This is a genomic window from Sphingobium sp. (genome assembly GCF_041987595.1).
Classification (GTDB): Bacteria; Pseudomonadota; Alphaproteobacteria; order Sphingomonadales; family Sphingomonadaceae; genus Sphingobium.
The window spans coordinates 1-1,315 of record NZ_JBHIWJ010000197.1; the positions used below are offsets into that span (position 1 = coordinate 1).

Genomic DNA, 1,315 nt, shown 5'->3' on the forward strand with positions numbered 1-1,315 from the left:
TGAAGGATCTGGAAGTCATCGACGTTCCCCAGCCCGTCGATCCCTATAAGTGACCGACAGGCCGGACCGGCGCGGCGAGAGCGCGCCGGTCCGGCGAAGGAGGGCGTCGGTGTTTGGAATGGAAGGATGAGCAAGGGCATGAAGCGCTCAGTCGAACTGAAGATCGATGTCAGCGAAGCGGCGGCCCTCGGCATGGCCGCCCATGTGGCGATCACGGTTCATCTTCCGGATATGACGGCATTGGCCAATCCCAAGACCGTCTGTTTCGCTTTTCCCGGCGGGGGCTATTGCCGGCGCTATTACAGCTTCGACATGCCGGATGGGTCGGGCGGCGGGGAAGCGGGTTTCCATTGCGAGCGCGGATGGATTTTTGTCGCCTGCGATCATCTGGGATTTGGCGAGTCCACCATCCCGGAAGGCAATGCCCTCAATCTCGATAACGTGGCGGCGGCCAACGACGCGATGGTGCGCCAGGTCATGGCCCGGCTGGAAGCGGGCACGCTCGTCGATGGACTGGACCCGATCGTCGACGCCACATGCCTTGGCATAGGCCAGTCGATGGGCGGATGCTTCACGGTCGTCGCGCAGGGCAATCACCAGACATTCCACGGCATCGGCGTGCTGGGCTATAGCGGCGTCCATACTGTCGTGCCGACCCGGCCGGGACAGCCGCCCGCCGCGTGGCCCTGGATTTCGCGCCGTTCGTCGCTCGATGCGCCGCATGTGCTGAATGCGGCGGCGCTGGCGCAGGCGCCGGGCGTGACGCTGGGCGACGCCGAAGCGCTCCAGGCGGCGGCAAGGGCAGGCGAGCATCCTTTCCAATGGTCCTTCCATCATGATGACGAGCCTGCGGATATCGTCACGCTCGACATGAAGGCGTCTGCCGGGCTGGTCGATCCGCTGCCCGAATGGCGTTCGGCGACCACGCCGCCTTGCGGCGTATATATGGTCGCGCCGGGCGCAGTGGCGCTCGAAGCAGCGGTGGTACGCGTCCCCGTGCTGATCGCGATGGGCGAGCGCGACGTTGTCCCCGATCCCTTGGGCGAGCCCCGGGCCTATAAGAGCGCGGAAGACGTCCAGCTCTTCATATGTCCCCGCATGGCGCACATGCATAATTTCGCGCCGACCCGCGTCCGCTTCTGGGAGCGCATTCACAATTGGGGCGATGGCGTCGCGGCGCAGCGGGGGCTGGGTTGAGCGCAGCCGTCGGCTTCAGAGACTGAAGCCGCCATCGACGATCAGGGTCTGGCCAGTCATATATTGCGCCTTGGCCGAAGCCAGGAAGGCTACGGCTTCGGCAATATCCTCGCCGCTG

The 1,315-nt window shown here is 65.1% G+C and carries 2 protein-coding genes; one reads left to right on the forward strand and one right to left on the reverse strand.

Features of this window, described 5'->3' with window-relative positions; translation table 11 throughout:
* The first annotated feature begins 138 nt into the window (after positions 1-138).
* Positions 139-1,197, forward strand: coding sequence for a hypothetical protein (locus ACFC3J_RS22685; RefSeq protein ID WP_279776600.1), 1,059 nt, complete (start codon positions 139-141; stop codon positions 1,195-1,197).
* A gap of 15 nt (positions 1,198-1,212) precedes the next feature.
* Here ACFC3J_RS22685 and ACFC3J_RS22690 read toward each other — a convergent pair.
* Positions 1,213-1,315 (reverse strand): SDR family oxidoreductase (locus tag ACFC3J_RS22690; protein ID WP_375198172.1); only part of this gene is annotated, 103 nt, incomplete at its 5' end.

What these genes read in the sequence shown, in the direction of transcription:
- ACFC3J_RS22685 (WP_279776600.1), top strand. Translation starts at nt 139, where the DNA reads ATGAAGCGCTCAGTCGAACTGAAGATCGATGTCAGCGAAGCGGCGGCC.